Genomic DNA, 22334 nt, shown 5'->3' on the forward strand with positions numbered 1-22334 from the left:
AGGATTAGTCCAAGGCCAACAACCGTCAGCCCTGCAGAAACGGATTGGTTCGCTTCTCGTGCCCGATGGTGCTGTGTTGGCCGTGCCCCGGATAGATGACGAGATCGTCGGCAAGCTGCTGCAGCCTGGCCAACGACGCCTCCATCTCACGTGGGCTCGACAGCGGAAAATCAGTTCTGCCAATCGTACCGGCGAACAACGTGTCGCCTGTGAACGCGACGCCGTCACCCACGATGCAAACGCTGCCCGGAGAATGTCCCGGCGTGTGGAGAATGGTCCACTCCAATCGCCCCAATTGAACGCGTGTACCGTCGTTCCAAAACGAATCCGGATGCCGGACCGGTGGCACGGTCTGCCGCAGCCACATCTCGCAGACCTGCGGCGCACTGTCCCACACGGGCAGATCCGCCTTGTGAAGGTACACCGGGACGGGATAGCGCTCCCGAGCCACATCCACACCGAGCATATGATCAAAGTGTCCGTGCGTGCACCAGATGGCGACAATCTCAAACTGATGCTTGGCGATGTGGTCAAACACCGGCTGCAGGTCCCGATGCCCGGGATCGATAATCACAGCCTGTGCGCCTGGCGTCTCGGACTCCGCCAGAACATAACAATTGGAACCAATGGGGCTCACGACAAACGCCTGAATGTGCATGGATATCGACACTCCCTTTCTCTGCGGACGCTGATCCGTACAACCTAGAAGGTCCGCTCACTGTCCAGCAGCAGGGTGACCGGCCCGTCGTTGACCAGAGAAATGTCCATCATCGCGCCGAATACACCGGTCTCCACAGGCACACCGAACGACCGCAGCGCATCGTTGAACTGCTCGTACCGCATGCGAGCCTCGTCTGGGCGAGCCGCATTCATATAATTCGGACGTCTTCCCTTGCGAGCGTCTCCGTACAACGTGAACTGTGAGACCGAAAGGATGGAGCCGCCCGTTGTGAGGATGTCGTGATTCATTTTTCCGGTCTCGTCGCTGAACACGCGCAGATGAACGACTTTCTCCGCCAGATAGCGTGCGTCTTCCTCACTGTCGCCGACCTTCACGCCCACCAGCAACAGCAGTCCGCGGTCAATGGCGCTCACCTGTTCTCCCGCCACCGACACCGAAGCCGATGAGCAACGCTGCAGAACGACTCGCATACTCGCCCCTCCCTCTCACCTGGTCTACCGCGGTCTCACTGAATGAGTCGGCGCACCGCGTGGACGTCTTTGATTCGCTTGATTCGCTCCACCACGGTCCGCAGGTGATCCAAGTTTCGAATCCGCACTGTGAGATTGATGTGAGCCACCCGTTTGGCATCCGCTCGACCGCTCACGGCCGTGATATCCGTCTTCGTCTCAGCCACGGCGTTCATCACTTCATTGATGAGCCCCGGCCTATCCAACGCTGTAATATCGAGGTCCACCAGATATGACAAATCGGCACTCCCCGTCCACTCCACGTCAATCACGCGATTTTCGTCCGCAGACAACGCGTTCACGTTGGGACAATCGGTCCGGTGCACGGACACGCCTCGTCCGCGCGTGATGAATCCAATGATGTCGTCGCCCGGAACCGGGTTGCAGCAGCGTGCGAAGCGAATCAATAGATTATCGATACCGCGTACGCGCACGCCGTTGTGCGTCGATTTTCCTTTGTCCCGTAATTCCAAGGAAATTTTGTCGAGAGGTTGGCCCGCGTGGTCCTTGCGATACTTGTCCACCAACCGCGTGACCACCTGTGCCGCGCTGAGCCCACCGTATCCGACCGCGGCGAGGAGATCCTCCTCCTTGCCGAAGTTGAATTTCTGCAGCACGTCCTGCATGGCGGCCGGCGTCATCAAGGCGTGTGGTTCCAAGCGCTGTTTGACCAATTCTTTTTCAATCAACTCACGCCCTCGGGCGACGTTTTCCTCACGCTTCTCGCGCTTGAACCATTGGCGAATTTTACTCTTCGCCTGAGATGATTGGACAATTTTGAGCCAGTCGCGGCTCGGACCGTAACTGTGTTTCGACGTGAGCACCTCGACGATGTCGCCGGTGCGCAGTCTGTAATCCAGCGGAACGATTTTCCCGTTCACCTTGGCCCCGATACAGCGGTTGCCGATATCGGTGTGAATGCGGTACGCGAAGTCAATGGGCACGGAACCCGCCGGCAATTCCACCACGTCGCCCTTCGGCGTGAACACGAACACTTCATCGGAGAACAAATCCAGCTTCAGCGTCTCCATGAACTCCTGCGCATCGCGGAAGTCCTGTTGCCACTCCAGCACCTCGCGGAACCACGCCAGCTTCTGCGAAAACTTTCCGTCCGCCTTCTGGGCGCCTTCTTTGTACAACCAGTGGGCCGCAATCCCGTATTCGGCCGTTTGGTGCATCTCCCAGGTACGGATCTGAATTTCCAAGGGCTCACCGCGAGGGCCAATCACCGTGGTGTGCAGGCTCTGATACATGTTCGCCTTCGGCATCGCAATATAGTCTTTGAACCGGCCGGGCATCGGCTTCCAGAGCGTATGAACCACGCCCAGGACGCCGTAGCAGTCTTTCACGCTGTCCACAATCACCCGCACCGCGAACAAATCGTAGATTTCATTGAACTCTTTGTGCTGTGTGAGCATTTTTCGATAAATGCTGTAGATGTGTTTGGCCCGCCCGGAGACTTCGGCGGTGATGTCGAGGGCGCTCAGTTTTTCGCGAAGCAGATCCATCACGCTGTTCACGTACGTCTCTCGCTCTTTCCGTTTCTGGGCCATCAGGTGCACAATTCGATAGTATTGCTGCGGATTCAGATAGCGCAGTGCGGTGTCTTCCAATTCCCACTTCACGGTGTAGATGCCGAGACGATGCGCGAGCGGCGCGAAAATTTCCAAGGTTTCTCGGGCGGTCCGAGCCTGCTTCTCCGGCGGCTGGTACTTCAACGTGCGCATGTTGTGCAGCCGGTCAGCCAACTTGATGAGCAGCACGCGAATGTCCTTGGCCATGGCCATGAACATCTTTCGCAAGTTTTCCGCCTGCTGCTCCTCCGTCGAATCGAACTTGATCCGCTTCAACTTGGTCACGCCGTCCACCAACGCTGCCACTTCCGCACCGAATTGGCGGACGATTTCCTCATCCGTTACCTTCGTATCCTCCACCACATCGTGCAGCAGCGCAGCGGCCAGGGTCACCGCATCCAGTTGGAGTTCCGCCAAAATCGTGGCGACCGCCACCGGATGGGTGATGTACGGCTCGCCGGATTTCCGCAATTGTCCGCGGTGCGCTTCCTCCGCATACGCGTACGCCCTCCGAATCAACGCCAGGTCTTCCGCCTTTCCATCGTAGGTGGCGACCAATTCACACAGTTTGTCAATGCTCAGCGCGTTCACCCCCTCTCTGCTCATCCGTTTCTCCGGTGCGGCGGTCATGAGTACTGGGCCAGCGCCTCAATGGCGATGCCCTTCAGTTTGTCTCGTCCCCGCAGCGCCTGCAATTCAATGAAGAACGCCGCACCGACCACCTGCCCCCCCAACTTTCTCGCCAATTCGACGGTCGCTCCAATCGTACCTCCGGTCGCGAGCAGGTCGTCCGCAACCAGGACCCGCTGACCGGGCCGCAGCGCATCCTTGTGAATTTCCAAGACATCCGTACCGTATTCCAGCTGATATTCCACGGACACCGTTTCTGCAGGAAGCTTCCCCTTCTTCCGAACCGGAACAAACCCAACGCCCAGGTGGTGCGCGAGGGGGGCACCCACCACATACCCACGCGCCTCAGGTCCCATGACCACTTCCACCTGGAGTGTTTTCGCAAAATCCGCTAGATGAGCGATCGCCGCGTGATACATCGGCCCATCCGCCAACAGAGGTGTAATATCCCGAAACAGGATACCGGGTTGGGGAAAGTCAGGGATATCTCGAATTTTACTCTTCCAGTCCATAGATACGCTCCTCTTCACCATCACCGCATTACAACGAAAGTGCCTCTGCACATCGCCGAAGATGACTTTGATAATGTACGGAATCGCGCAAATCGCGCTGGACAACCGATTCAACAACATGATACGCGCTCTCCGAAGCTTCAGCAAACCCGAGTTCCGCAAAGGTGTCCAGGGCGACCTGGATTTCTGATGGCGTGCGTTTTGGCACGGATTCGGCAACCTCGTGAATGGTCAACTTCCGACGCGCACGCAACAATCGATAGAGGAGCGCCAGTTCCTCTCGCAGCCAGGGGTGTTTCAGCAACCGACCATCCAACACGCGCAACTGGGCCGTGGTCCGCCCCTGCCACGTGTTTCGCTCCATCTCCACGACGGCCGCAAACGCCGTGCCGGACGGCCAAGACAGCACTTCCTCCGGCACGCGAAACCAGACCAAATCCGCCTCATGCCGCCCTTCCCTCACGCGCAGGCGAGCATGCCGGCCGCCGGCCATCTCCGTAACCCGCACCAGTTTGACCGGTCCCACGTAAAACGTCAGCGGCGGATTATCCGGGCCGTGGGGCGCAAACCGTTCCACCCATCCCAACATTTCTAGGTTCGCCTCGGCGAGCGGCAGATAATCATCGGCCACCGGCTTGTCCGCCTCCGACGCTCCACCTACCCACGCCGAGGCGGCATGGTAGAGGTCAGCGCGAAACGCGTCGAGCAAGTGTGGATGTACCGCGCAACCAATGGCTGCTTCGTGTCCGCCGAAATGGGCCAGGTGCGCCGAACACTGCGAGACGACCTGATGCAGGTCAAATCCCGTCGTGGCCCGGCCGGACCCACGCCACATCCCTTCTCCGTCTCCGCACAGAACCACTGCCGGCTTTTGCACCTGATTGACGAGACGCGCGGCCACAATGCCTGCCACCCCGAGGTGCCATGGCCCCGCCACGAGCACCACCGGGGCGTCGTCCGCCGGATGCATCTGGGTGTACTGCGCGTACGCTTCCTGGTATGCCCGCTCCGTCTCCGCTTTGCGCAGCTGGTTCCAAGTTTCAATCTGGGCTGCGCGTGCCGCTGCCTCCACCTCGTCTTCCGCCATCAGCAGCTCCAATGCGACACTCGCGGTCCCCATCCGCCCCGCCGCATTCAGACGCGGAGCGATGGTAAACGCCACCTTGATGGGGGTGATATCCGCCGTGTCCAAGCCCGCCGATTGACAGAGCGCCAACCAGCCGGCGCGCCGACACCGCCGCAGCGCGGCCAGCCCGGTGCTTACCAATTTGCGGTTCTCCACGCTCATCGGCATCATGTCGGCGATGGCCCCAAGAGCAGCCAGGCCCACCAGCCAGTCCTCCAACTCCGCTGCATCCCAAAGATCTGCGGCAGACAGCAGTGCCTGTGCCACTTTCCAGGCAACACCCGCACCGGACAGCGTCCGCGCATCGCCATGTCCGCCAGCGTATGCCCAGTGCACCACCGCAACAGCACCCGAGGGCCGCTCATCGCCAGGTTCGTGATGGTCGGTGACAATCACATCCAAACCGAGATCTGTGGCATAGCGGATGGCGTCGTCCGCGCGGATCCCGTTGTCCACGGTCACCAACAACTGAGCTCCGGCCGCCCGCGCTCGATCGACCAGCACGTTCGATAGCCCGTACCCATCCTCTGTGCGGTGCGGAATCAAACAGACGTGTGAAACGCCGAGCCGTTGCAGGGCCGTGGCCAGAATGGCGGTGGCCGTCACTCCATCGACGTCGTAGTCGCCAATCACAGCCACCAGTTCGTTCCGACGCGCTGACGCGAGGATTCGTTCCACCGCCGCTGGCATATCGCAAAACACATCCGGCGCCATCCAGGCTGCGCTTTCCGGCCGGAGCCAGGTCTCTGCGGTGTCCACCGGAATTCCGCGAGCGCACAGCCAACGCGCGACCCGCAACGGCACGCCGCACGCCGCCGCCATCCGGTTCGCGTCGTCCACCGGCACGCCCGACGTCTTCCAAAGTCCATTCAACGCTGTCTCTCTCCCCCTTGACGCGTGCTCACCACACCCGGATTCACGTGCACCAGCACGTCCTGCACGCGCGGAAATTCCTCCATCATTCGACGCTTGACCTGCGTTGCGATGTCGTGGCCGTCCTTGACGGAGATAGCCCCGTCCACTTGAATCTTCACGTCCACCAAAATGTACGTCCCGTGATCCCTGGCCCGCAGTTCATCCACGCGAAGTACGCCTGGAACGGCTGCAATCAGCCGGTAGTACGGCTGCAGATCTTCGGCCGAAACCGCCCGGTCCATCAGCAATTGGATGGAATCAGACGCCAGTTCGCTTCCCATTTTCACCACCAGGAGCGCGACCAAAGCGCCCGCCAGCGCATCCATGTACAGCAACCAGGAAAGTCTGAGCGCCTGTCCCAACAGCGACAGCAAGATGCCAATCAAAGCCGCCATCGACGAGTACACGTCGGATCGATGGTCGGTGGCCGAAGCCATGAGGCTCGGGCTGTTGAGTTTTTTCCCGAGTCGATATGTATAACGGTACAGCAGTCCTTTCACAACAATGGCCGCCATCGCCGCGTAGGCGGACAGCCATTCAGGCTTCTTCGGCGGTTCCCAGAACGCGCGGAGCGACTGAAATCCGACATCGAGACTGGCGCCAATCAGCAAACAGGACACCAGCGCCGTGCTGATCAGTTCGGCCTTGCCGTGGCCGTAGGGATGGTCTTCGTCCGGCGGCTTGCGCGCCACCCTGAGCCCAATCATGACGGCCACACTCCCCGCCAAATCCGCCGCCGAGTGCGCCGCGTCCGCGACCAATGCCCGACTCCCGGCCCAAAGGCCCACGCTCCCTTTGACAATCATCAACAACACATTGACCACAACGGACACCCACGCCGCCACGGTGGCCGGACGCCCATCCGCTCTGGGCCGGGTCGAATCGTTCGGCTGCAAACCGAAATCCTCCTTCAGTGTGCCTTCTCCCGCCGGGTCGAACGAATAAAGAACGCGCCCCCGGAGGAGCGCGCCTCGTTCCATTACTCCGCCGGGTCCGACGGTTTGGCATCCGGCAGCTGCCTGCCGCGCCACGCCACCCAAATCGGGCTGGCGATGAAGATGGAACTGTAAGCTCCGCTGATGAGTCCGACAATCAGCGCAAAGGTGAAGTTGTGGATGGACTGTCCGCCAAAGAAGAACAACATCACCGCTGCAATCAATACAGTCACAACCGTGTTGATGGAGCGGGACATGGTTTGCCACAGACTCTTGTCCACCAATCGCGCCAACTCTCCGCGCGACCTGGGCTTGGCGATTTTCAGGTTTTCCCGGATGCGGTCGAATATCACAATCGTGTCGTTGATAGAGTACCCCACAATCGTTAAAATGGCCGCGACGAATGTGAGGTCCACTTCCAAGCGAAGCATGGCAAAGACCGCCATGACGATGAACGCGTCATGCAGCAGTGCAATAATCCCAGAGATGGCGAAACGGTACTCGAACCGAATGGCCATGTAGACAACAATGAACAGGGAGGCCAACAACACGGACCAGACCGCTTTGCGGGATGTTTGCTGAGCAACGATGGGATCGACCGTGGAAATGCTGTACCCGCTCGATTTTGGGAACGTCTTCGCCTCCGCGGCCCGAATCTGCTGTTGCTGGGCCTGCGTCAGCGTGGTTGGGAAACGGATGATGACCGTATCGTTCCGTGTTCCCGCCGTGGTGATGGCGCCTTCTCCAACAGACAACCCGATTCCGGTCAACATCGACCGCACCTGAGCCGTGTTCACAGGTTCATTGAGCTGCAGCTGGACGCGGGATCCCGCTTTGAAATCGGTGCCCAGGTTGAACCCGAATACCGCGAACATCACGAGGCCAATCACCGTGATGGCCGTGGACACACCAAAAAACCAGATGCGGTGGCGAACGATGTCAAAGCGCTGTTTCACTTCTGCACCACCCCTTTCCCAATTCCATACCACCAGGGGCGGTTGACCAAATTGGACTTCACGAACAGCAGCAGCATGGCCCGAGCCAACAGGACGGCTGTCAGCATGCTGATGACGATGCTCAACATCAGCGAAATGGCGAATCCGCGGATGTCCGCCTGACCGAACCAGTACATCACTGCGCCCGCGATGAATGTGGTGACGTTGGAGTCGACAATCGTCCGAAGCGCGCGTTTGTTTCCGGACAGAATGCTCGACTGCAGACTCTTGCCGTTGCGCATCTCGTCCTTAATCCGTTCATACGTGATGATATTCGCGTCGACCGCCATGCCAACGCCGAGCACCAGTGCCGCCAAGCCCGGTAGCGTCAACACCACGTGCAGTCCCGAGAAGGTGACCAAGACCAGGTACAGGTAGGCCACCAGTGCCAGATCCGCAATGAGTCCCGCCAGCCTGTACAGCACCAGCATGAACAGAAAGATGAGGATAATGGCAGCCAAGCCGGCCCACATCGTGGCCTTGAGTGAAGCGAACCCGAGCGAAGGTCCCACGCTCGTGGAACTGATGAGGTGCAGCGGATACGGCAACGCACCCGCGTTCAGTTCCTGCGCAAGGGCTGTGCATTTCTCCGGCGTATTCAGATCTCCGCCCGATATCTCCGACTTGCCGTCGGACATGATCTGCTGGATCACAGGATCCGTCAACAGGTTGCCGTCCAGAAACACGTAGATGGGCTTGTTCAGATACTGCTTCGTAATCTGCTGCCAAAGCCCAGGATCCTTAAACTCGAGCGTGACCACGTTCTGACCGAACTGGTCCGTCGCCCAGTGCGAATTGCTCTTCAGATCAGCGCCGGTAGCCAGTGGTTTTTCATTCGGCAGCGGCGCCCACTTACCGGTCTTCGGATCCTGTTTGGCTTGTCCATAAAACTCCAACTTCGCCTGTCTGCCAATGATTTGCTCGTACGACTGTTGATCGAACTGGCCGGCCAACTCCACGCGAATCTGGTTGCCGTTCTCCAACTCAATCACCGGAGAACTGACGCCCAGGTTGTCCACGCGCAGCTCGACCGCCTGCAGCGCAGCCTGTATCCCGTCCTTCGTCAACGGATGATCTGGTGTAGCTTCAATTTGATACAACAAATCGAAGCCGCCCTGAAGGTCGAGTCCGAGTGGAATAGATTTCCACAGTTTCATCGACGTACCCGCAGTCAATCCGACGATGGCGCATACCAGCACGAAAAACAGGCCGAAACGGCCCCATCTGTTACTGCTTTTCCTCTTCAAACGGTCAATCTCCTAACAACTCGAATTTGTTCCAAACGCGCAGCCATCCCCAAGTATAATGAATGAAAGAATTCCAGGTCAAACCGAATCATTCCCCGGATTTCTCCGCCACGCGCTGACCGTGGCGTGACTCATGAAACGCCCGATGTTCAGACCGAGGATGGCAGCCACAGCCTGATGCAGCATCGGGGTTTCGCGAAACATGGAACGAGCGCAGCCGAGCACCTCGTCCGCGGTGACGGCATGATAGCCCAAGGACCGAAATTCTTCCGCCTTCGCCTCGCAGAGAGGCAGCAAATCCGGCAGATACGAATCCCAATCGAACACGGGGTCCAGTGCGTGTTCCATCTTGCGCTCCTCCTTCTCACAGCATCGCCATCACACTGCCTGTTGTCCGAGTTCTACAATCGCCCGCCGGAATCCTCCCGATTCGACACACAATCCTCCATTTCCGCACGTGGGACTAATCCCCGCCGCTGCTGCATATGGTCGAAGAGACAGGCTATCGGAGGGTGAACGCGGATATGAATCGATCCTTTCTCCACGGCGCCATGGTTCTGATGGCCGCCATGCTCGTCACCCGGGTCATGGGATTCGCGTACCGCATCGTCCTGACACGCATGATTGGCGCCGGTGGGATGGGGCTGTTTCAAATGGTCTTTCCGCTGCTGGGCTTTGTCATGACCTTTGTCACAGCCGGTCTGCCCATCGCCATCTCAAAACTGGTGGCGGAAGCGTACGCGCAGCGGGATGCGGTCCGAATTCGGCGAGTGCTCGGTGTCAGCTGCGCCGTCATCCTCACCATGGCCGCCGTGTTTACCGCGCTCATGTGGTTGTTGCGCGGCTTCGTTCGACATCACTGGCTGACCGATCCGAACGCGTATCCAACTTACTTGGCCATGATCCCCGTGGTATCCATCATCGCGGTGTCGAGCATCTTTCGCGGCTACTTCCAAGGGCTTCAGGACATGTCGCCGCCCGCCGCGGCCTCCATTGCGGAACAGTCCGTCCGCATCCTCAGCGTTTGGGTGCTCGCCGCCTACTTTGTCCACGTTTCTTTGGCGTTTGCCGCAGCCGCCGCGATGGCGGGCATGGTCCTCGGCGAGCTGTCCGGCCTCGTCTGGCTGGCGGTCCAATACTTGCGGCGTGGACGGCTATCCGTGATTTTACCGGACGCACGCCCGCGGAGCCTGGAGAATCGGCGGCAGACCCTGCGGGCCCTGATTGAAGTCGCGGCCCCTGTCACGCTGAGTCGTTTGATTTGGTCGGTCATTTACGCCCTCGAACCGGTGCTCGTGACGAGAGCGCTGTTGATCTCCGGCGTGTCCACGACGATGGCCACCACGTTGTACGGCCAATACGGCGGCATGGCCATTCCCCTGCTGGTGTTTCCCACCGTGTTCACCAGCAGCCTGGCCACCAACCTCGTTCCGTCCGTGTCTGAAGCGATGGCCCGCGGCAACTGGCGGCAGGTGCAGCGGCGCGTCGGGCAAAGCTGGACCGCGACCGCGCTCGTCGGTTTCCCCACCTCGGTCATCCTGTGGCTCTACGCGGAGCCTCTGTGCAGAGCGGTCTTTGCGGACCAGGGAGTGGGCCCCATCCTCGCCATCATGGCGCCGGTCGGCTTTCTGCTGTATTTGCAGAGTCCGCTTGGCGGCGTTCTGCAGGGTCTCAATCGAGCCGGCATCGCCATGCGCAATTCCGTCATCGGCGGTGTCTCGCGACTCGTGTTGATTTACGTCCTGGCCGCGGATCCAAGACTCGGCATTCGCGGTGTCGCCTGGGCCCTCACCTGCTCCGTGGGGCTCACCGCGCTGCTGCATCTGTGGAGCTTGCACCGACTCGTGGGCCTTCGCTTCGACACCGTGGACACGGTGAAAATCCTGCTGGCGACGGTGGCCATGACGGTGTTCGCGGGGTGCTTGACACCGCCGCACGAACACATGCCCGGCCCGCAACTGCTTCTGGCCGTCACCAGCAGCCTGCTGGTCTACTTCATCTTGCTCTGCATGATGCGCGTGGTGACGACGCGCCGCGTCCGCCGCATCCCGCGCGTCGGCCGTTGGCTGTCAATGCTGGTGCGGGCGGTCCCCTTTTCGCTGTGACTGCCCTCCGCGCTGGCCGGTGCCCTCTTCAGAGCGCGTTACGGAATCTTTCGGGGCATCCACCGGATCGATGAACAGCATCCCCTCGGTGTCCACCGACGCGAAGAACACATCCTCCACCTGCCCATACCCGCGGCGTGCCAGCTCCTCGCGAAGCCACTGCTGGTCGCGCCCGAGCACGTCGAGCGTCTTCTGGATGGGCACGCCGTCGGCGATGATGGGCATGTGAATCGACTCCGGCGACACCTTGAGGTTCATGTCGGTGGGCGTCACCGGTCGATGCTCCGCTTTCGGGAACACGCTCAACTTACCGGACGTCTCCAGAATGGCGAACTCCACATCCGCCACATTGGCGATGCCTTTTTCCCGCAGCTGCATCATCAGATCGTTGATGGTGTAGCGCATTCTGCGCAACTCTTTGTCCTGAATCTGGCCGTGCTCCACGAGCACCGTCGGTTCTCCGTCCACAAAGTGGCGGAAGCGGTGGCTCTTCATCTGCAGAAACGCGACAATCACCTGCAGGGCGACCAGCGCGCCCACCGACAGCAGCGCCTGCATGAGCGGCTGATCCGTATCTTCCATGGGGACCGTGGACAATTCCGCAATCATGATGGAGACCACGAAGTCGAACACGGACAATTGGCCAATCTCCCGCTTCCCCATGACCCGCAGGGCGATGGCGACCACGATGTACAGGATGAGAATGCGCAGGCAAAATTCCCAGACGGGTATCTTCAACACAACGGAATGCCCCCTTCCCGCCTAGTATGGCCGGAGGAGAACGAATGTTGCGTCCGCCCGCCACCCGAGCTTGCATTCGTCCGAACGGGCCGTCACGCGAATGACTGGTCGTTCAACGACACTTGAAGCGACGTGAACATGCCGGCCACATGGTCGAACAAATCGGCGGCTTCCTCGACGTGATCCAACACATCGGTCGCCAACCCCGCGGTCAGCGTGATGATGGCCGATGCGCCAGCGCCAAACCGATGATTTGCGATGGACTGCCGAACCCTATCCGCCACAACGCTCAATTCGGCCGCAGTCATATTCGGCAGCACAATGAGAAACTCGTCGCCGCCAAAGCGGCAGGCGAGTTCGCTCTGACGAAGACTCTGCTTCACCAGCAGACTCGTCTCCTTCAAGATCTTATCCCCCACGTCAAACCCGTAGGTTGCGTTGACTTCGCTAAATCGCTCGAGATCCACGCAGATGACGCCCCAATTTCGAACGCCGGCCGCCAGTTCCTGGCGCACCTTGATGGTCAGAAAGTGGAACGTGTAGAGTCCGGTGAGATCGTCGATAAACAACTGTCCGTCGAATTCCGGACTGTACAACGCCGTTCGATTCCGCCCGCGCTGCTTGGCTCCCCAGTACATCGCGGAATCCGCCTTGAGCAGAACGTCGCGATCATTGTCGGCGTCGTCCGGAAACACGGCAATGCCCGTACTGATGGTGATACCCTGCAGACGGTAGCCTTCAAACTCCACGACGTGGTGCGCCACCGCGGCGCGAATCGCTTCCATCTTGGCAAACGCCTCGTCAGCGCCCATGGAAAACGCCAGCGCGAACTCCTCGCCGCCATATCGGGCGACCACAGCGTCAGGCCCCGCCATTTCCACCAGCAACCGCCCCACCGACCTGAGCACCATGTCGCCCGCGAGATGCCCGTATGTATCGTTGAACTTCTTGAAAAAGTCCACATCCACCACCGCCACCGCCACGGGTTCGCGAAACCTGTCCGCTTGGTCAACCCTCCGTGCCAACTCTTCATAAAAGTAGCGGTAATTGTGCAACCCAGTGGCACCGTCGCGCATCGACTGATCTCTCAATTTCTGGTACAGTTTGGCGTTGTCGAGCAGCACCGACAGCTGATCAGCCAGCGTTTGGAGATACTTGATCCAATCTCCGAACGCGTGCGTTTGGTGTGAATAACAAACCAGCGCCCCCTGGACAACGCCGCGGTACACCATCGGGAACACCGCCATGCTCTCGTAGTATGGACCGAACCCATCGTGTGCAACGCGCGGATCCCGACGGACATTGGGTACATACGTCCAATGCTGGTCCCGTATCACGCTCCAAATGAGACCTCCGTCCGCTTCGCGATATCCTGCCGGACTGAACTCTCCCACGGCGTTCGCCGGCCAAAACGCGGCGGGCATCAACCGGTCCCGAGCCTCGTCGAATACGAACAACACGATGGCGTCCGCATAGGATAGTTCGGCGGCAGTTTTTGCCGCTTCCAAACTCAAGCGTTTCACGTCAAATTCGGACAACCATCTGGATACCGCCAGATGAACCCGTTGCATGACTGCCGTTTGGCGATACAGTCGAATGAGATAGGCAACGAGAACCATCGGCAGCACGATGAACGGACCGAGCAGCTCGTGCGCCACACCCATCGAAACCAGCAACATGGCCAAAGGCAGGGCCACAACGGTGTTCAGACCGTCCGCCAGGAATAGGTCCCATAGGTCGGAAATTTCAAACGTCCCGCGCAGCACGTGCAACACGTGCAGAAGGCTGTGATTCGTAACCACGTGTGCCAGGAGACCCATCAGCACCGCGCTGAACGTCGGCCAATCCAGCGCGGAATACTGCGCACCGTGTCGCATCCACCCGTACACTTCGAGCATCGCGCACATGCTCAGCCCGTACTGGCCAACGTTGAACAGCCACGTGTTGAACGCAGAGCTGCGACGTTGGAAGAGAGGGGCCACTGCCATTGCGAAAACGCTCAAACAAATCGCTTCCGCGCCACCGTACAGCACCATGACGCCAATGGGCAGCGCAATCATGAGCGTTCCCCTCGCTTTACCGAGTGGAACCGGCATCGCCTCCAGCAACGTGGCAAAACACGCCATCCACGCGGCGACCATCCAATGACCCGGGTGGATCTGCGGAATGTAACAAATCGTCAGAAAGATACCGCTGACCCCAACCACCCACTGGTACATGGCCACCTTGAACTGCCTATTTCGTTTCAAAGACTCACCTTCTCTTGTGCCGCGAAAACGGCTTGCCTACACCTGCACCCGACCCTGTCCTCTTCTGGCGCCCCTATCTTCGAAAACATTCCAATTCATGTATAATTTTTGGCAAGTTTTGTAGTTCATTGTATCATACAGTTCATGCCTTCGTCACCAACGTGGACAAATATATTTCGAAATCCGCGATAATTCCAATCCAACGCCGGCCCCGGGGCCGGCATAAAGGAATTGTCCAATACATAGAAGGTAGAGACAAGTTCTTGCGCGACACCTTGCCATGATGAGGAGGAACTGCAATGGAAACGTCTGTTCGCGGCACGCTGCACGCGCTTCGCCGCTATCCGGTGCTTTACGGGCTGGCCTTCAGTTTGTGGTGGGCACTGGTTGGCATCGTCTGCGTCGCAGGTTGGGCGCACCTCGGATTGCCCAGCGATGGCCAACTGCTTGCGGCGGCATACACGACACACTGCGCAGCCATTCTGCTCGGCGCCATCGCCGGTAGCCGAGCGGCTGCGGAGAGAGGTTGGTTCTACGGTGGCATGGTGGGACTGGTCTATGCCCTCGTGATGGTTGCCATAGGACTTGTGGTGTTTACCACCTTCACCCTGGACGCCAGAGGGCTGTTCCGCCTGCTGGTGATGTGTCTCATTGGCTGTTTCGGTGGAATCATCGGCGTCAACACGGTTCGCCGTTGAACCATGCGTGTCACAAGCAGCCCGCACCTGGGGCGCGGGCTGCGACATGCTTCACTGGCTGGCGATCACGCCTCTGACTGCACGGCTTCCGGTGCCGGCTCGACCACGCGCATGACCGCGCGCGGATCGAACTCCATATCCACGCCCTCCGCAACCTGGACACGCAACACGTCGTCCTGGACGGAAGTCACTCGTCCATAGATGCCCGACGTGGTCAGAATCCGGGCGCCGGGTCCCAAACTTTTCATCATTTGTTGACGTTGCTTCTGTTGTCGACGCTGCGGCAGAATCAGCAGTGCGTAGAACACCACGAGCATGACAACAATCAGAATGACGTTGGCCAACCTCACACTTCCTTTCCACGTTTCCCCCATTATACAGAGACGCGAGCGGCGGGGACAAACCAAATCTCACGAACTGGAATAGCCGTACTTCGCGTAGAACTCGCGCTTGTATTCCGGGAAGCGCTGTTCCACAATCGCGTCGCGGATGCGCTCCATCGTTCTCAGCAGAAAATACAGATTGTGATACGTCGTCAGTCGAATGCCGAGCACCTCGTCCGCTTTGATCAAATGCCGAATGTACGCCCGCGTGAACGTTTGGCAGACTCTGCAGTCGCACTCTTCGTCGAGCGGCCGGAAATCCCGCGCGTACACCGCGTTTCGAATCACCAACTTTCCGCGCGAGGTGAGGACCGTTCCATTGCGCGCAATCCGCGTCGGCAACACGCAATCGAACATGTCGATGCCGCGCTCCACCCCTTCGAACAAGTCGTCCGGGGAACCCACACCCATCAGGTAGCGCGGCCTGTCCGCAGGCAGAAAGGGCGTGGTGTACTCCAGAATTTCGCACATCAACGGTTTCGGTTCGCCCACGCTGAGCCCGCCGACCGCATAGCCGGGCAGGTCCAGTTCCACCAGAGCCTCCGCAGCGTGGCGACGCAGATCTCGGTGCTCTCCCCCCTGTACAATCCCGAACAGAGCCTGACTCTCAGGGCGCCGATGCGCGACCTTGCAGCGAGTTGCCCAGTCCAGCGTGCGGCGCAGGGATACCTCCAGGTATTCCCGCGACGCGGGATACGGCGGGCACTCGTCGAATGCCATGATGATATCGGCGCCGAGCGCGTTCTCAATGGCCATGACGGATTCGGGCGAGAAAAAACGCGGACTGCCGTCCAAATGGGAGCGGAATTGGACCCCTTCATCGGTGATTTTCCGCAGGTCGGACAAGCTGAAGACCTGAAAGCCGCCGCTGTCCGTCAGAATGGCTCCGTCCCATCGCATGAACCCGTGCAGCCCGCCCGCTTCGCGAACCAGGTCCTCACCGGGTCGAAGATGCAGGTGATACGTGTTGGACAGGATAATCCCAGCCCCCATCTCCGACAGTTCCCACGGCGCGACGGTCTTCACGGTCGCCTGCGTTCCAACCGGCATGAAGACCGGGGTTTCAATGCTGCCATGGGGAGTGTGCAGTCGGCCGCGCCGAGCTCCGGTTCGGTTGCAGCGCTGCAGCAGTTCATAGCGTACCGGTGACTGTGTCAATCGAACCCCTCCTGGTGATGAACATTGCGTCTCCAAAACTGAAAAAGCGATAGCGCTTTGCCACCGCCTCTCGATACACATCGAGGGTGAACGATGTCCCCATCATGGCGGCCACCAGCATGATCAGCGTAGATTTCGGCAGATGAAAATTGGTGATGAGAGCGTCCACAATCCGGAACTGATACCCCGGGTAAATGAAAATATCCGTCTCCCGCCGGCCTGGTTCCAGTCGCCCGGACTGCCCTGCACTCTCCAGCGTTCGCAGCGCGGTGGTTCCGACAGCAATCACACGGCGTCCCTCGTCCTTCGCTCGATTCACGGCGTCCGCCGTGGCCTCCGACACTTCGTACGTCTCGGCGTGCATCACGTGCTTTTCCACTTCATCCACCTGCACGGGCCGAAAGGTCCCAATACCGACGTGCAACGTGACAAACTCCAACGACACCCCGGCCGCCCGCACCTGTTCCAGCATGCGTTCGGTGAAATGCAACCCCGCTGTCGGCGCCGCCACAGATCCCGCAGGTTTCGCGTAGACCGTCTGGTAGCGGGACATCTCCCGCAACGGTGTTTGGATGTACGGAGGCAGGGGAACCGTGCCAAAGGCATTGAGAAAAGCCTCGAACGGCTCTTGCACATCAAATCGGACGACGCGCATGCCCCCATCCAACACATCGGTCACCACCGCGGTGGCGTTGGCATCCGGTTGGGACGGCACGCCGTCCACCGTGCGCCGAAACATCAGCTCCGTTCCAATTTTCAAGCGCTTGGCCGGCTTCGCGAGCGCCTCCCACTCGGTCGCGCTGCGCGGTCGCGTCAGCAGCAGCTCCACCTGGGCGCCGGTATCCGGCTTGACCGCGTACAGGCGTGCGGGAATCACTTTGGAGTTGTTGAACACCAGCATGTCCCCAGCTTGCAGGTAATCCAACAAAGATCGAAACTGCGTATGTATCACGGACTGTTGCACAGGATCCGCAACCAGCAACCGGGAGTCCTCACGGTTCGCCAACGGAACCTGGGCAATCAGTTCTTCGGGAAGTTCGTAGTCGAATTCGTCCACAAGCACAGGTCATGTCACCTTTCCGTTCAAGCATCGGCTTCCATTATACTTGAACGGCGCGGCGACCCCAAACGCGAGAAACACACAATGGACACCACCTGCGGGCGTCCGATGACTGCGGAAATTCGGATGCAAACCATCAGATTCCGTTCAACGCCGGGAGTGTTCAAATCCGAACAGACTGCCCAGCCAACTGTTTCTGTGCTTCGCGTTGTTGTGATGGTTTCGCTCCGGTACTGCGTGCATATTGCTCGCCTTGACGTGGCCAGGCGATGGTCCAACAGCGTGTCCACTTCGGGTCGTCGGCGAACTGTGTCCCTTGCCGACGGGGCGAGTCACCTGATTGAACACGCTCTGCACCGGGTTGACCGCCGGACTGAACGGACCGGCCACGGGAATGGTGATCACCTGGTTGCCGAACCTCACCGTCACCGAGCTTCCAGCATCACCGCTCTCCTGCGACTTTCGACCATTGCCTCCCTTCGGTCCGCCATTGCCGTCATTTCCATTGTTGCTTGAGCCATGGTTCGTTGCTGCACCACGGTTGCTGCTCGGCACGTTGCCCGCCGCTCCCGGTTTGAGCTTGTCACCCGAATGGCTTGCTCCTTTACCATTGGACGTTCCCTGGCTGTTCGCGGACTTCAACGCGTTCGAAGACGTTCCGCCCCGCGCATTCCCATCTTCCGCACCCACGGCCACGGCGCCCAGCGCATTGACCAGACGCTGCACCTGTCCCACATCACTCGTCTTGAGCGCCTGCGACACGGCTGCCGCCTGTTTCCCGGACAGCACAGTGTCGAGTGTCGGCCCTTGCAGTTGACTCAGCGTCAGGTGCTCTCCCTCGCTGCTCGCAATGATGTACGCGGCCAGTTTACCAGGCGAGATGTTGGCCTGACTCGCAGCGTTCCAGACCATCCCGGACAGCCCCAGCGTGCATACTGCGGGATGATGTGCCTTCACCTGCGGATTTTCCGCAATTTCCTGCTGAACACTGCGCGCCGCCTCCGAGGTAATTTTATCCACAACCTGCTGTGCCGATGGCCCTGTGGAGACCGGGGCCGCGGAAATCAGAATGGTGTCCTGGTTGGGAATCATGCCCTGCTTGGCAGCTTCCGCCGTCACGTCGGACAACGCCTGCTGCAGGGTCTCGTCGACCAGCCGATGTCCGTCTTTCGAAAGCGCCGACAACAGTTGCTGTCCGTCTGTGTTGATGCCTTTCGCCGCCAACACTTTCATCGCCTGATTTACGGTCATGGAGAGACTTGGATTGATATCGATGGCCACATTTGCGTACGCCTCCGTCGCTCGCCCATCCTGGAAGCTCCACCAAGCGCCGGCGGCCACCGCCACGCACGCGGCAATCGCCGCGCCGCCGATGCGGTACCACGCGGATCGATGAATCGCCTTGCGCCTGCCGTGCTTCAGGTGTGACGGTTGTTCGGGAGCGTCCCAGGAAACCGTGCTGCCCACGTGCATATTCGCCGTTCTCGGCAATCTGCAAAACTCTCCATCCTTCGTCAACACCACCGCGGCATCCGCGGCCAATTCCATCACAATGCCTTGCCGCCGCATCGCTCAACCCTCCCTTCTATTCGGTGATGAAGGATTGCAAGCTGCGAAAATCGCCGCACAGCAGCACCACCACGGCGAGAATGTACTTTCTCTGCCGTTCCATCGTCTTTCGCGAAACACCCACCTTCGCCTCCAACGCCTTCAACGGCAGCGCCTGCTTCTCAAACACGAACCGGCGCAACGCCTCATCATCGGCGACCACACGAGCCACTTCGATAGCATTCCGGCGGGCGTCGGCGTGCTTGGGCGACAATTCCACCAATTCCATCAACGACAATCCAAATTCCCTCAACCGCTCCGCGTACTCCTCAATTTCCTGCCGTCGTTCTGCCTGTTCTTCCGATTGTTGATGCACCGCGATGGACGACTGCACCTCCACGTAATTCGTCACATTGTCCTCGTCATCCACCACGTCGAATTCCGTCCACGGAACAGCTTTCGACTGCGTTCGCTGGGCCCGAAAGTGATCGATCAACCGGCGCCGAATAATGGTCTCCGCGAATCCTAAAAAATTCACTTTCCGATCCGGATCGTACCGATCAATGGCCTCATTCATCGCAAGCAGCGCAACGCTGTATTCGTCGTCCCGGCCGCGTTCAATGTAGCGCCTTGCCGCCTGGGATGCAATCCGCAGCACAAAGGGCGAATACGCCTCAATCAACCGATTGCGGGCTTCGTCGTCTCCGGCCTGCGCCTGTCTCAACAATGTATCCAGTTGCACGGATTCCTCGGTGTTCTTGCGGCGAAAAGACAATCCCCGCACGCATTCCACCTCGCTCTACAAAATTCGGTTTTCTCGCGTCGTTTCTAGGGGTGCGGCCGCAGCCCCCTACGCCTCATCACCACCACGTTCCGGCAGCGGAAATTTCAAATGTTGATATGCGCGCACCGTTGCCACTCGTCCGCGCGGCGTACGTTGAATCAGGCCCATCTGCAACAGGTAGGGCTCGTAGACATCTTCAATGGTTCCAGCTTCTTCCCCGATGGCCGCCGCCAGGGTCTCCAACCCGACGGGACCGCCGTCAAACTTTTGAATCATCGTCAACAGAACTTTGTAATCCAGTTCATCCAATCCCAGGTGATCCACGTTCAACCGCCCCAAGGCCTCCCTGGCAATCTCCAGGGTCAACACCCCAGCGCCCGCAACCTGTGCGAAATCCCGCACCCGCTTCAACAACCGGTTGGCAATCCGCGGTGTCCCGCGCGAACGTCGGGCGATTTCCAGCGCCGCGGCTTCCTCCAGCGGACATCTGAGAATCGCGGCGGTCCGCTGAATGATTTGAGCCAGGCTGTCCACTGTGTAGTAATCCAGGTGTGCAATCACGCCAAATCGGTCGCGGAGCGGTGCCGACAACAGTCCGGCTCGAGTGGTTGCGCCAATCAACGTGAACGGCGGCAGATCCAAGCGCACCGAACGGGCGCTCGGCCCCTTGCCAATCAGAATATCTATGGCGTAGTCCTCCATGGCTGGATACAGTACTTCCTCTACAGCTCGGGACAGGCGATGGATTTCGTCAATGAACAGCACATCGCCCGGTTGCAGATTGGTCAGCAGCGCGGCCAAATCACCTGCACGTTCAATGGCTGGTCCGGACGTGATACGAATATGTACGCCCAGTTCATTGGCGATAATCATCGAAAGTGACGTTTTGCCCAGCCCCGGCGGCCCGTACAGCAGGACGTGGTCTAGCGACTCCGACCTGGCCTTGGCCGCCTCAATGAATACGCGAAGGTTCTCCTTCACCTGTTCTTGTCCAATATAGTCATCCAAGAATCGCGGCCGAATGGACTCAAAGGCGCCATCCTCACCGCTCCAATCCGCCGATACAATCCTGTCTTCCAAGCGCGTCCCCTCCAGTTGCATTCACGCCGATGGACCATTGCACACCGTCCCCCAAGCTATCGGGACAACCTCTGCAAACACAGTCGCAATGCATCCTCCACACCGAGCGACGGAGATTCGGAGAGGACCACACGCACTTCTTCCGAAGCTTGCCTCTCATTATAGCCAAGGGCCACCAGGGCCTCAATCACGTCGTTCTGGACGGTTCCCACCGGCGCTCGCCCGGTGGTCCCGGCTCCCCCGGACCGAATCCAGCTCGGTTGCCGCGACGCGGCCAGCTTGTCTCTGAGTTCAACAATCAGGCGCTGCGCTGTCTTCTTGCCCACGCCGGGCAACTGGCACAACGCTACCACATCCTCCGCGTACACGGCTTCGGCCAGCGCCTCTCCGCTGGTGCCGGACAATATCTGCAAAGCCCCCTTCGGCCCAATCCCCGAAACGCCAATCAACAGTTCAAACCACAACCGGTCCGCCTCTGACGGAAACCCGTACAGGTACACCCCGTCTTCGCGCACCGATTGATGCGTGTATAAAAACACCGCTTGTCCGGCCTTCAATTGTGACAAGGCCGTTTGAGTCATGTGCACGCGGTAGCCGACGCCTTGGACGTCCACGTCCACGTAGCTGCCGCCCACCGCAAAGACGGAGCCGCGAAGGAAGGAAATCACGGCTTTATCCCCCTTCCGTAGCGCACCGTCCGCCACGGCGACGCCGGCGATGGTGCGAGTGGCGCCGTCCTTGCCCTCGGCGGCACCGTGTGGGCGTGCGTCAGCGCCACCGCCAACGCATCGGCGGTGTCATCCGGTTTCGGCGCCTCGGCCAGCCGGAGCAGAATGCGCACCATCTCCTGGATCTGGCGTTTTTCCGCCTTCCCGTATCCCGTGACCGCCAACTTCACCTGCATCGGCGTGTACTCCGCCAGTTCGAGGCCGCTTTCCACGCCCGCCAGTATCGCCACGCCGCGCGCTTGGCCAACGACGAACGCCGTCGTGGTATTGCGGTTGAAAAACAGTTCCTCCACCGCCATCCACCGCGGCCGGTATTGTTCAACCAATTCCCGCAACGCCCGATAAATGTGTTGCAAACGCAGCGGAACCGACCAGTCTGCGGGCGTCTCAATACAGCCGTACGCGACGGCGTCGGCGCGCTGTCCGTCTGTGTCAATGATGCCATAACCAAGCCGGGCAATGCCCGGATCGATGCCAATGATTCGTTCTCCCATGAACCTGTTTCCTCCTGACTTCCTGATAGGACTTCTCCTCTTGACCACAGAAATCCTACTGTGGTTTATGAAGTCCGCGGCGGGCGCACGGATTCGGTGCCCGCCGCAGGCGGAAGCGGAGCCACAAAAAAGAGCGCCGAGGTCTCCCCCTGGGCGCTTTGCGCGTTCGATGGTGAATACA

At 59.6% G+C, this 22334-nt stretch carries 21 protein-coding genes; 2 read left to right on the forward strand and 19 right to left on the reverse strand.

Going from position 1 to position 22334, the window contains the following annotated elements:
* Window positions 1-25: 25 nt before the first annotated feature.
* The 9 genes from G463_RS0102275 to G463_RS0102315 all read right to left on the reverse strand — a co-directional run bounded on the left by G463_RS0102275 (window position 26) and on the right by G463_RS0102315 (window position 9473).
* Window positions 26-658 (reverse strand): MBL fold metallo-hydrolase, encoded by a 633-nt coding sequence (locus G463_RS0102275; RefSeq protein ID WP_026973900.1) that lies wholly within the window; start codon window positions 656-658, stop codon window positions 26-28.
* Between the two features lie 44 nt (window positions 659-702).
* Window positions 703-1152, reverse strand: coding sequence for a D-aminoacyl-tRNA deacylase (dtd, locus tag G463_RS0102280; RefSeq protein WP_026973901.1), 450 nt, complete (start codon window positions 1150-1152; stop codon window positions 703-705).
* A gap of 35 nt (window positions 1153-1187) precedes the next feature.
* A complete protein-coding gene (locus G463_RS0102285) occupies window positions 1188-3371 on the reverse strand; it encodes a RelA/SpoT family protein (RefSeq protein WP_026973902.1) in 2184 nt (727 codons plus the stop codon).
* A 20-nt stretch (window positions 3372-3391) separates the two neighbouring features.
* A complete protein-coding gene (locus G463_RS0102290) occupies window positions 3392-3907 on the reverse strand; it encodes an adenine phosphoribosyltransferase (protein ID WP_026973903.1) in 516 nt (171 codons plus the stop codon).
* 28 nt (window positions 3908-3935) lie between these two features.
* Window positions 3936-5906 carry a single-stranded-DNA-specific exonuclease RecJ gene (gene recJ / locus G463_RS18250; protein WP_084171139.1) on the reverse strand — a complete coding sequence of 657 codons (1971 nt, stop codon included), beginning with the start codon at window positions 5904-5906 and terminating at the stop codon, window positions 3936-3938.
* Entirely contained in the window at window positions 5903-6844 is a 942-nt protein-coding gene (locus G463_RS0102300; RefSeq protein WP_051321822.1) for a cation diffusion facilitator family transporter, read from the reverse strand. Before G463_RS0102300 ends, recJ begins: the two co-directional genes overlap by 4 nt.
* Before the next feature lie 83 nt (window positions 6845-6927).
* On the reverse strand, window positions 6928-7839 hold the full coding sequence (secF, locus tag G463_RS0102305; RefSeq protein ID WP_026973905.1) for a protein translocase subunit SecF: 912 nt from the start codon (window positions 7837-7839) through the stop codon (window positions 6928-6930).
* The gene (gene secD / locus G463_RS0102310) at window positions 7836-9125 is read right to left on the reverse strand and encodes a protein translocase subunit SecD (protein ID WP_035485236.1); all 1290 of its coding nucleotides are present in this window, start codon (window positions 9123-9125) and stop codon (window positions 7836-7838) included. The genes secF and secD overlap by 4 nt, the downstream gene beginning before the upstream one ends.
* 78 nt (window positions 9126-9203) lie before the next feature.
* Entirely contained in the window at window positions 9204-9473 is a 270-nt protein-coding gene (locus G463_RS0102315) for a post-transcriptional regulator (protein WP_051321823.1), read from the reverse strand.
* Window positions 9474-9649: 176 nt separating this feature from the next.
* Here G463_RS0102315 and spoVB point away from each other — a divergent pair, with 176 nt between their 5' ends.
* Window positions 9650-11230, forward strand: a complete 1581-nt coding sequence (spoVB, locus tag G463_RS0102320; RefSeq protein ID WP_026973908.1) for a stage V sporulation protein B — start codon at window positions 9650-9652, stop codon at window positions 11228-11230.
* Here the strand turns inward: spoVB and G463_RS18255 are convergent.
* Window positions 11195-11971: a DUF421 domain-containing protein gene (locus tag G463_RS18255; RefSeq protein WP_245575659.1), complete on the reverse strand. Its 777-nt coding sequence runs from the start codon at window positions 11969-11971 to the stop codon at window positions 11195-11197. The genes spoVB and G463_RS18255 overlap by 36 nt on opposite strands.
* A 92-nt stretch (window positions 11972-12063) precedes the next feature.
* Complete coding sequence (locus G463_RS0102330) at window positions 12064-14220, reverse strand: sensor domain-containing diguanylate cyclase (protein WP_026973909.1); 2157 nt, start codon at window positions 14218-14220, stop codon at window positions 12064-12066.
* A 299-nt stretch (window positions 14221-14519) separates the two neighbouring features.
* Between G463_RS0102330 and G463_RS0102335 the strand changes: the two genes are divergently transcribed.
* Complete coding sequence (locus tag G463_RS0102335; protein WP_026973910.1) at window positions 14520-14918, forward strand: TIGR04086 family membrane protein; 399 nt, start codon at window positions 14520-14522, stop codon at window positions 14916-14918.
* 65 nt (window positions 14919-14983) lie between these two features.
* Here G463_RS0102335 and yajC read toward each other — a convergent pair whose 3' ends face one another.
* The 8 genes from yajC to ruvC form a co-directional block, all read right to left on the reverse strand.
* A complete protein-coding gene (gene yajC, locus G463_RS18260; protein WP_051321824.1) occupies window positions 14984-15262 on the reverse strand; it encodes a preprotein translocase subunit YajC in 279 nt (92 codons plus the stop codon).
* 66 nt (window positions 15263-15328) lie between these two features.
* Window positions 15329-16459 (reverse strand): tRNA guanosine(34) transglycosylase Tgt, encoded by a 1131-nt coding sequence (tgt, locus tag G463_RS0102345; protein WP_026973911.1) that lies wholly within the window; start codon window positions 16457-16459, stop codon window positions 15329-15331.
* A complete protein-coding gene (gene queA, locus G463_RS0102350; protein ID WP_026973912.1) occupies window positions 16434-17522 on the reverse strand; it encodes a tRNA preQ1(34) S-adenosylmethionine ribosyltransferase-isomerase QueA in 1089 nt (362 codons plus the stop codon). The genes tgt and queA overlap by 26 nt, the downstream gene beginning before the upstream one ends.
* A 144-nt stretch (window positions 17523-17666) precedes the next feature.
* Complete coding sequence (locus G463_RS0102355; RefSeq protein ID WP_026973913.1) at window positions 17667-19088, reverse strand: anti-sigma factor domain-containing protein; 1422 nt, start codon at window positions 19086-19088, stop codon at window positions 17667-17669.
* A 16-nt stretch (window positions 19089-19104) separates the two neighbouring features.
* Window positions 19105-19851, reverse strand: coding sequence for an RNA polymerase sigma factor SigI (gene sigI, locus G463_RS0102360; protein ID WP_035485241.1), 747 nt, complete (start codon window positions 19849-19851; stop codon window positions 19105-19107).
* Window positions 19852-19917: 66 nt separating this feature from the next.
* Window positions 19918-20931 (reverse strand): Holliday junction branch migration DNA helicase RuvB, encoded by a 1014-nt coding sequence (ruvB, locus tag G463_RS0102365; protein ID WP_026973915.1) that lies wholly within the window; start codon window positions 20929-20931, stop codon window positions 19918-19920.
* A gap of 56 nt (window positions 20932-20987) precedes the next feature.
* Window positions 20988-21599 (reverse strand): Holliday junction branch migration protein RuvA, encoded by a 612-nt coding sequence (gene ruvA, locus G463_RS0102370; protein WP_026973916.1) that lies wholly within the window; start codon window positions 21597-21599, stop codon window positions 20988-20990.
* A complete protein-coding gene (gene ruvC, locus G463_RS18265) occupies window positions 21596-22153 on the reverse strand; it encodes a crossover junction endodeoxyribonuclease RuvC (RefSeq protein ID WP_084171144.1) in 558 nt (185 codons plus the stop codon). The genes ruvA and ruvC overlap by 4 nt, the downstream gene beginning before the upstream one ends.
* Between the last annotated feature and the right edge of the window lie 181 nt (window positions 22154-22334).

This window comes from Alicyclobacillus contaminans DSM 17975 (assembly GCF_000429525.1).
GTDB lineage: Bacteria > Bacillota > Bacilli > Alicyclobacillales > Alicyclobacillaceae > Alicyclobacillus_A > Alicyclobacillus_A contaminans.